This window comes from Microbacterium sp. BF1 (assembly GCF_019279095.1).
Lineage (GTDB): Bacteria > Actinomycetota > Actinomycetes > Actinomycetales > Microbacteriaceae > Microbacterium > Microbacterium maritypicum.
In genome coordinates, this window is sequence record NZ_JAGYWT010000070.1 from 1 (window position 1) to 8,183 (window position 8,183).

Genomic DNA, 8,183 nt, shown 5'->3' on the forward strand with positions numbered 1-8,183 from the left:
GATCGGCACCACGGGCGAAGGCAGGATCTGCGCGACACCGCCGCCGAGACGCACCACCGAGCGCAGGTACCAGGGCAGGAATTCAGGCACGATCGGGGCGATCCGGTGCAGCTGCGAGGCCGCGGCGGTCAGGCTCTCCGGGCGCATGACGCCGTCGACGAAGCCGAGCGTGAACGGCAGACCGTTGACGTCCTGCAGCACCCCGGCGAGACGCTCGGCGGGAGGGTCGACCTCGGCGGCTCCTGCCTCGATCACCCACCGGCGGGCGAGCTCGACGGCCTGCTCTGCAAGAGGGACGGATGCCGCGGCATCGGGGGTGGTCGCTGCCATGGATTTCAGCCTAGTTCCCCACCCCGCCCGATCCCGTGAGCGCCGGATGGGGAAACGACCGCGGAGCCCCTCCGTTTCCGATGGGGTTCCGCGGTGGACAAGATCGAGAGGCCACTCAGCCGCCGAGTTGTCCGTCGAGGTCTCTGATCGCGTTGGCGATCTTGTCCAGGCGCTGCACGGAAGACACGAGTGTGCTCGCCGCGGTGCTGAACTGCGATCGCGATGCCGCCGTGGAGACGCGTGCCGCGTCGCGCCGGAGCGCGGTCGCCGACGATCCCCCGACCGCCTGCGCAACGGACTCCAGAGTGCTGACGGCCCCCCTCGCGCTCGTGCGCTTCTGCTCGGCGGTCTTGGTCGTCGAGCGCAGGGTGGCGATTACATCTCTCAGCTTGTGCGCCGCGCTCTCCACCTTGTCGAGGGTGGCGTTGACTCCCGCCGCCGAGACGGAGGTGGGCGCCGCTTCCGATGCCACCGTGGCACCCGCCGGCACCGCACCGCCCCCAAGGATCACCGCGGCCAGCAGGCCGCCGGTCAGGATCTTCGTCATTCGACGCTGCATTTCATTCCTCCTCGATCGGGCCGACATCGGCTCTCGAAACGGTCCGAACTTTCAGGCTAGAGACCGCATACGTGGGTGTCTGTAGGGCATTCGGTGGACAAACTCGTCCTCCACCGTGACAGGGCCCGCATCGGGTCTTCCGCCCGCTCTCGGTTCTATGCTGTTGCCGTGACCACGACGCCGCCGGAACCCCCGACCCAGGTTCCCGACCAGGCCGTCGTGGCCGCGAACGCCGGGGCACGTGCGAAGGTCCTCGGCTGGGCGCGACGCAGCATCGATCTGATCCCGACATCGTGGCTCCTCACCGGTGCCGGCGCGGTCCTCCTCGCGACCACGGCAATATTCGGCGGCCTCGAGGCCGCCGCCGTCTCTCCCACCCCTGTCATCGAGGTCGGAGAGACCTTCACCGGCTCCGACCTGGAGATGACCGTGATCGGCGTCGAGCTACGCGACGACCGCGGAAGCGCCGCACTGTTCCCCGACGAAGAGTCGGGAGAGCGACTGCTGGTCGTCGCGGTCGATGTCGTGAACACCTTCGACAAGCCTCGACCGTCGACGGCGGGCTCTGCATTGTCGCCGGTCGTCGACGGCATCCGCATCGATGGAATCGAGGAGAAAGGCACGCTCTCACACGCCGACGACGGGCAGGGCGCGCCATGGCTGCAACCGGACGTGCCTGCTCGCCTGCTGCTCGCCTGGATCGTCGGGCCGGACGATTTCCGCGATGGCGACGAGATCACCCTGACCCTCCCCGACTCCGACCACTACGTCGGGCAGAGCGTGATGCGCGGCGACTACTGGGGGGATGTCCGCGTCGGAGCGACCCTCACGGCGACGATCGATGAGGTGACGCTCCCGTGAAGAAGCACGTCCTCGTCTGGCTCGCCACCGGCGCACTGGTCGTCTGTGCGTGGGGTGTCTCGAAGGTCACGCTTCCCGACGACGCCCCGAACGCCCCCTTCCCGACGGTCGCGCAGATCGGCGAGCGGGCCTCGACGCGCAACCTCGTGGCGACCGTGACCGCCGTGCACCTCACTCGCCGGGTCACGGATGCGGAGGGATGGTCAGCCGAGGGCACCTGGCTCGTCGTCGATCTCGAGGCCGCGAGCGGGGTCACGCAGGATCTGAGCACCCTCAGGGGCGCTGACCTCACCATCGGCGACCGCACGTTCCGCGCCACGGATCGCGGCACCACGTTCGCCGCTCAACGCCTGGTCACCGGTGTTCCCCGCGCCGGTAGCCTCGCCTTCGAGTTGCCGGACGACGTCATAGGCGACAGGGCAACGCTGCGTCTGAGTGTGCCGGGAGCGGGCGACCTCGGGGGCAGCCGCGACGGCGTGATCGATCTGCCGATCGACCTGGCCGCGCTCACCGTCGAGGCCGAGGTGCTTCTGGACGAGAACGGATGGGCGCGATGACGATCCCGCTTCCGCCGATACCGCCCACGCCGCGGGAGGATCCTGAGACCGCGACCGCCCCTGGAAAACCGCCGTCCTGGTGGCGGCGCAACACTCTGGCCCTGGTCGCACTCGCCCTTCTCCTGCCGGCGACCGCCTTCGCGGTCGGCTGGCAGGAGTGGTATCAGTACTTCGGATTCGGTGTCCGCGCGGTCACGCCCGTCGTGGTGCCGGAGGGCGAGACGACGGATCTCGTCGGCGCGGTCTGGGGTCCGGTGCGCGGCGGGGACATTGAGGATGTCTCCGGCCTCGATATGCCGGAGCACGCGCGCCTGATCGCTGTCGCGATACCCGTGGACCCCGGCGCCGAGGGGATGGCCTGCGAGACGCCCACGCTCGTGGAGCAGTCGACGGGGCGCGAGTGGAGCCCTGTGCGTGCCGAAATCGGACTGGACTGGAGTGCCGACGAACCGGAGACCTGCCTCAGTGACCAGGCGAGCCCCTATGAGCTGATCGTGCCGTTCGTGGTGCCGGACGATGTCGAAGGACCGTTCTGGGTCGACGTGCGACCCTACGACGCCGCCGCGTCGTTCGTGAGGTTCGACTTCGCACCCTGACCCTCGACGCTGTCCCTGACCTGCCCGCTGACCATCGCTGCCGCGACGGCATCCACCGACGAGGGCAGGAGCCCGGCGGCATCGGCGACGGCACGCATCTCCGACTCCTGCGGCGAGAGCCCCGTCGTGTCGGTTCGCTCCTGCTGTCGCCTACGCAGCCGCCCGAGAGTCGCGTCGTACGCGCCGCTGATCACCGCGATCCGCAGGGGTTCCATGAGCAGCAGGGGCACCAGCGAGACCAGTGGCGTCGCTACCGCCCAGAACAGATACTCCTGGGGGCCGATGAGTCGGGTGATGCCGAAGGAGAGGTACGACTCGAGCGCCTTTACGAGAACGTAGAGCAGAGCATACGAGCCGACGAGCAGCGGACCGGCGCGCCACATCAGCAGCAGAGCACGTCCGATCGGGCGAAAGCGCGCGCCGAGCTCTTCGCCTAGGTCCTTGAGCCGTCGCACGAGCGGATGGGGGATGACGGCCGCGTGCTCGCGCACACGGGCGATCAGCTCACTCTCCACACGCAGCTTCTCAGCAACGATCGCTTGGCCGAAGACCACCCCGGCGATGGTCAGCCAGGCGAGCGGGGCGAGGAGGACCGGTCCTGCTTCGGAGAGCACCCAGCCGACTCCCTCCCACAGCCAGCGCACCGGGGCGACGGCATCGAGCACCTGCTCCCTGACACCCTCGAGGAACACCATGGCCGCACGGCTGTCGACCCACGCCTTGATCATGTCGAAGATGTCGCCGAGCACCATCACCGAGAAGAAGACCCAGACGACCTCGAAGTAGACGGCGACCGGCGACAGCCATTTCGCGAGCTTCGAGGACCATTTGGACCACGCCCAGCGGCCGGCGAAGGCGAGCACGATGATCGAGACGGTCCACACGTTCAGTGGCAGGTTGAGCACGGTGTCCTGCGAGCTCACCAGCCCTTCGCCGTTGACGCTCGCGGTCCAGACGATGCCGTCGCGCACTTCGAGCGCCCGTAGCGAGTACGCACGCACGTCCTCCCCGAGCAGCCCCTGCGCCCAGTAGACGGCAAAGAAGGGCAGGATGCCGGCGAGAAGGGCCGAGAGGAACGTGCGACGGCGATCCGCGGTCGCCTCTGGAAGACGTGCGACCTCTTGCAGGTTGCGCAGACCGTCGCGCAGCACCAGGAACATCGCCACCAGACTCACCAGGCGCGCGAGGATCGCGAGGGGAAGGACGAGGAAGCCGACCGTGGCGGAGTATGCACCGATGAAGCCCGCGACCTCTGTGAGCACGTAGTGCACCAGGACGCCTGCAAGATACCACGCCATCAGCGCGGGCCAGTGCCTCCACAGCACGCGCCCGGTGGTCGTCAGAATCGCCAGCACAGGGTCAATATAACGCGGCTCGTGCGGGGGCTGCGGGCGACCTCACCCCCAGACGCTCGGAGCCTTCACCCGCACGGGAGGGAGGGCGGATGCCGCTGCCCAGTCGTGAACCCACGCATCGATCTCCGGCACGCCTTCGGGCTTGCCCACGGCGGCGAACAGCTCTTCGTTGCTGACGGTGCCGCCGGTACGGCGCAGCATGCGCGAGCGCACGATCACCCGCGCGTAGATCTCTCCGTCGACGACGGCCCTGTGCTCGAGGAACACCGCCTTGTCGTCGTGGCCGATGAAGCGCGACTGCACGTCGAAACGCTGCCACAGCTGCAGCGACTTGCGGAACGTCACGGTCTCGCTGGACACGACCGCGTACCAGCCGTGCTCCTTCATCGCGTCGAACAGCCCGGTTCGTATCAGCAGATCCCAGCGTCCGAGGTCGAAGAGCGACAGGTAGCGCCCGTTGTTCATGTGGCGCAGGATATCGATGTCGGTCGGCAGCGTGGTCAGGCGGATGCTGCTGACCGCCGACGCATCGAGGGTCTTCCCCCGTCGCACGCGGCGGCGAGCGCCGAGGATTACCAGGAGGGTCCGCCAGATCACGTTCACGAGGATCGATCGTAGCCAGGAGCGCACGATCAGCGAACATCGTTGTGCGAACCCTCCATGCCCGCGCATCGGGTGTCATCGAACATCCACTCGATTTCCTCTTCGTGGACGCCGCGCGTAGAGTCACGAACATGAGCGCCGAAGCCCAGCCTGAAGTCATCGTCCGTCCGGTCCGTGATGTGGATGCGGAAGCCCTCGGTCGCGTGCACGCGCAGTGCTGGCACGAGACCTACGACCACCTGATCAGCAAGGCGGCGCTGGAGAAGGTCTCGCCCCGCCGCATGGCCGAGCTGTGGACGCACTGGGCCTCGCAGGGCCCCGAGTTCACGATGAACGCCGCGCTCGTCGACGGCGAGATCGTCGGCTTCGTCGGCTCCGGTCCCGCCCGCGACAAGGACGCTCCCGCGTTCCGCGAGCTCTACTTCATCTACCTGCTCGATGCGTGGCACTCCACCGGCATCGGCCAGAAGCTGTTCGACGCGGCCGTCGAGAAGGACGAGCCGCTGTATCTGTGGGTCGTCGAGGACAACCCCCGCGCGCACCGGTTCTACGCGCGCAACGGCTTCCGCCTCGACGGCGCATCGCACACCGAGCCGTTCCTGGGCGAGACGCTGACCGAGGTCCGCTTCGTCCGCCCCTGATCGATCGCACACGCGAGCGCGGGCCGTCTCCCCGAGGAGGCGGCCCGCTCTCGCTGTCTGCGCTGATGCTCGCGCGACAGCAGGTCAGAGGCGCTCGATGATCGTCACGTTCGCGACACCGCCGCCCTCGCACATCGCCTGCAGGCCATAGCGTCCGCCGGTGCGCTCGAGTTCGTTCAGCATGGTCGCGAGCAGCCTCGTGCCGGTCGCACCGATCGGGTGGCCGAGCGCGATGCCGCCGCCGTTGACGTTGACCTTCTCGTAGGGGGCGTCGAGCTCGCGCATCCAGGCGAGGACCACGGGAGCGAAAGCCTCGTTCACCTCGAACAGGTCGATGTCGCCGATGCCGAGCCCCGCACGCTCCAGAGCGTGCCTGGTCGCCGGGATGGGCGCCGTCAGCATGAGCACGGGGCTGGCGCCGCGGACCGTCATCTGATGGATGCGTGCGCGTGGGGTGAGTCCGTGTTCGCGCACGGCCCGTGTGCTCGCGATGAGCACGGCGCTGGAGGCATCGCTGATCTGCGATGACACGGCGGCCGTGATCCGTCCGCCTTCCCTGAGCGGCGCGAGCTGTGCCATCCGCTCCAGGGTCGTGTCCCGGCGCACGCCTTCGTCGTGGTCGCGACCGTTCAGCGGGGCGATCTCGTTCGAGAAGCGACCTTCGTCCTGCGCGACGGCCGCGCGGCGGTGGCTCTCCAGGGCGAACTGCTCCATCTCCTCGCGGGAGATGTCCCACTTCTCGGCGATCAGCTCCGCACCGGCGAACTGCGAGATCTCCTGGTCGCCGTACCTCTCGCGCCACCCCGGCGACTCCGCATACGGGGTGGTGAATCCGTAGGCCTGGCCCACGATGGCCGCAGCGAGCAGGGGCACCTGCGACATGTTCTGCAGACCGCCCGCGATCACGAGGTCGTTCACGCCGCTCATCACGGCCTGCGCCGCGAAGTGCACGGCCTGCTGGCTCGATCCGCACTGGCGATCGATCGTGACACCGGGCACATGCTCGGGGAATCCGGCGACCAGGGCGGCGGTGCGTGCCACGTTCCCCGCCTGACCGCCGATCGCGTCGATCGCCCCCAGCACCACGTCGTCGATCACCCCGGGGTCGATCCCGACCCGATCGACCAGCGCGCGGAGGCTGTGCGCGCCGAGATCAGCCGGATGGATGCCGGAGAGCGATCCGCCGCGCCGTCCGACCGGGGAGCGGACCGCATCGATGATGTACGCCTCGGCCATGATCTTCCTTCCGTCGTCGAGAATGATCCTTCACCGTGTGGGTGCAGTCGCGGCATCCGACGGGAGGAGCAGGTGGAATCGCTCGCACACCACGGGCATGTCCGGCTCGTATCCGCGGGGGTTCTCGGAGTGCAGTCGCCAGAAGCGCTCGTGCACCTCACGCCAGTGCGCGAGCGTGCGGTCGCCCTCTCCCTCGGCGAAAGCGTGCTCTTCGTCGACCTGGTCGAACGGCACGACCTCGACCGCGACGGTCTCGATCACGGCTCGCGGCACGTCGGCACCGTCGAGGAGTATGCTCAGCTCGCCCACGCGCGGCAGCGGTTCCCCGGCCTGTTCGTAGTCCCACAGCGCGGAGGCGGTACCCACCTTCACTCCGCTGATCACCAGCGCCAGAAGCTCGTCGGCCTGCTGCGGTGTGGCACCGAAACCCCACGCCTCCGGCTGTGCTTCGGGCAGGCGGTGATCAGCCGCCCTCGCCCGTCGCCAGAAGGTCTCGATGTCGATGCTGTCACTCACTCCCTCAGGCTAGCTCCGGCTCAGCGTCCGGAGACCTTCCCGAACGCCTTCGCGATGGGGGCGAGCACGAGCGGGCGGGCGGCCACCCACGCGATCGCGATCACCACGAGCGAGAGGACGAACACCCAGAATCCGGTCCAGGTGACCGCATCCTGCGCCGCGAACATGTGGTTCAGGTTGCGCAGGAATCCGGTCAGCATCACGAGCGCGACGTGGGCGATGATGAACGCCACGAAGTAGAGCATGATCGGGAAGTGCAGCGCCCGCGCCCACTCGACCGGGTACGCCTTCGACAGCTTCTCGGCCCTCTTGGGCCACAGCCCCGACATGCGGAACCCGGTGATCGCCGCGAGCGGTGCGGCGATGAACACGGTCGCGAAGTAGGCGAGCTGCTGCAGGCTGTTGTAGTTGTTCCAGCCGTTCTCGTGCGGCCAGTCGAACGAGACGTACTGCAGTGCCGCCGACAGCGCGTTCGGGAACACCTCCCAGCTCGTCGGCACGATGCGCACCCAGTGCCCGGTGACGAACAGCAGGACCACGAAGATCACGCCGTTCACGAGCCACAGGATGTCGAGCGACTGGTGGAACCAGAGGTTGAGGCTGATCTTCCCCTTGGGGTTGCCCCGGGGCGTCCAGAACACGGTCGGCCGCTTCTCGGTGCGCACCTGCAGGCCCGAGCGGATGATCAGCACCATCAGGAACATGTTGAAGAAGTGCTGCCAGCCGATCCAGGGCGAGAACCCGGGCTCGACCGCGATCGCGGGTTCGTACTCGCCGGGGAAGGCTGCGAGGAAGTCCTGCATGAACGGGAAGCTCAGGAGCGTCCGCACGAAGGCGATCGCCGCTCCTGCGAGCACTCCGAGCGCGGCGGCGCCGAACAGCACGCCGATCGCCTGCGTCCAGGTCGGACGACGGCGGACGGTTGCCGG

Annotated in this window: 11 protein-coding genes; 4 read left to right on the plus strand and 7 right to left on the minus strand. The window is 68.2% G+C overall.

What is annotated here, in order from left to right:
• Positions 1-330, minus strand: a 330-nt coding sequence (locus KZA10_RS04225) for a hypothetical protein (RefSeq protein ID WP_218682256.1), incomplete at its 3' end; no start/stop codon positions are given.
• Between the two features lie 115 nt (positions 331-445).
• A complete protein-coding gene (locus KZA10_RS04230; protein WP_218682257.1) occupies positions 446-889 on the minus strand; it encodes a hypothetical protein in 444 nt (147 codons plus the stop codon).
• Between the two features lie 168 nt (positions 890-1,057).
• On the opposite strand from KZA10_RS04230, the gene KZA10_RS04235 reads away from it, so the two are divergent.
• Genes KZA10_RS04235 through KZA10_RS04245 form a run of 3 tightly spaced genes read left to right on the plus strand, consistent with a single transcriptional unit; the run spans position 1,058 to position 2,903 of the window.
• Complete coding sequence (locus tag KZA10_RS04235; protein WP_127483056.1) at positions 1,058-1,750, plus strand: hypothetical protein; 693 nt, start codon at positions 1,058-1,060, stop codon at positions 1,748-1,750.
• Complete coding sequence (locus KZA10_RS04240; protein ID WP_127483057.1) at positions 1,747-2,307, plus strand: hypothetical protein; 561 nt, start codon at positions 1,747-1,749, stop codon at positions 2,305-2,307. Before KZA10_RS04235 ends, KZA10_RS04240 begins: the two co-directional genes overlap by 4 nt.
• A complete protein-coding gene (locus KZA10_RS04245; RefSeq protein WP_218682258.1) occupies positions 2,304-2,903 on the plus strand; it encodes a hypothetical protein in 600 nt (199 codons plus the stop codon). Before KZA10_RS04240 ends, KZA10_RS04245 begins: the two co-directional genes overlap by 4 nt.
• Here KZA10_RS04245 and KZA10_RS04250 read toward each other — a convergent pair.
• Together KZA10_RS04250 and KZA10_RS04255 are read right to left on the minus strand one after the other, a co-directional pair.
• Positions 2,858-4,258 carry a hypothetical protein gene (locus KZA10_RS04250; protein WP_127483059.1) on the minus strand — a complete coding sequence of 467 codons (1,401 nt, stop codon included), beginning with the start codon at positions 4,256-4,258 and terminating at the stop codon, positions 2,858-2,860. The two genes, KZA10_RS04245 and KZA10_RS04250, sit on opposite strands and share 46 nt — an antisense overlap.
• A gap of 42 nt (positions 4,259-4,300) precedes the next feature.
• A complete protein-coding gene (locus tag KZA10_RS04255) occupies positions 4,301-4,861 on the minus strand; it encodes an acyl-CoA thioesterase (protein WP_031205706.1) in 561 nt (186 codons plus the stop codon).
• Positions 4,862-4,992: 131 nt separating this feature from the next.
• Here KZA10_RS04255 and KZA10_RS04260 point away from each other — a divergent pair, with 131 nt between their 5' ends.
• The gene (locus KZA10_RS04260; RefSeq protein WP_174799584.1) at positions 4,993-5,502 is read left to right on the plus strand and encodes a GNAT family N-acetyltransferase; all 510 of its coding nucleotides are present in this window, start codon (positions 4,993-4,995) and stop codon (positions 5,500-5,502) included.
• Positions 5,503-5,586: 84 nt separating this feature from the next.
• Here KZA10_RS04260 and KZA10_RS04265 read toward each other — a convergent pair whose 3' ends face one another.
• The 3 genes from KZA10_RS04265 to KZA10_RS04275 all read right to left on the minus strand — a co-directional run.
• Complete coding sequence (locus KZA10_RS04265) at positions 5,587-6,738, minus strand: acetyl-CoA C-acetyltransferase (protein WP_218682259.1); 1,152 nt, start codon at positions 6,736-6,738, stop codon at positions 5,587-5,589.
• A gap of 30 nt (positions 6,739-6,768) precedes the next feature.
• On the minus strand, positions 6,769-7,254 hold the full coding sequence (locus tag KZA10_RS04270) for an ASCH domain-containing protein (RefSeq protein ID WP_218682260.1): 486 nt from the start codon (positions 7,252-7,254) through the stop codon (positions 6,769-6,771).
• 20 nt (positions 7,255-7,274) lie between these two features.
• On the minus strand, positions 7,275-8,183 hold a 909-nt coding region (locus tag KZA10_RS04275), incomplete at its 5' end, for a cytochrome b/b6 domain-containing protein (RefSeq protein ID WP_256934397.1).

Excerpts from the sequence above, each read along its gene's own strand:
- KZA10_RS04265 (WP_218682259.1), bottom strand. The coding sequence starts at position 6,738 with ATGGCCGAGGCGTACATCATCGATGCGGTCCGCTCCCCGGTCGGACGG.
- KZA10_RS04260 (WP_174799584.1), top strand. The coding sequence starts at position 4,993 with ATGAGCGCCGAAGCCCAGCCTGAAGTCATCGTCCGTCCGGTCCGTGAT.
- KZA10_RS04230 (WP_218682257.1), bottom strand. The coding sequence starts at position 889 with ATGCAGCGTCGAATGACGAAGATCCTGACCGGCGGCCTGCTGGCCGCG.
- KZA10_RS04245 (WP_218682258.1), top strand. The coding sequence starts at position 2,304 with ATGACGATCCCGCTTCCGCCGATACCGCCCACGCCGCGGGAGGATCCT.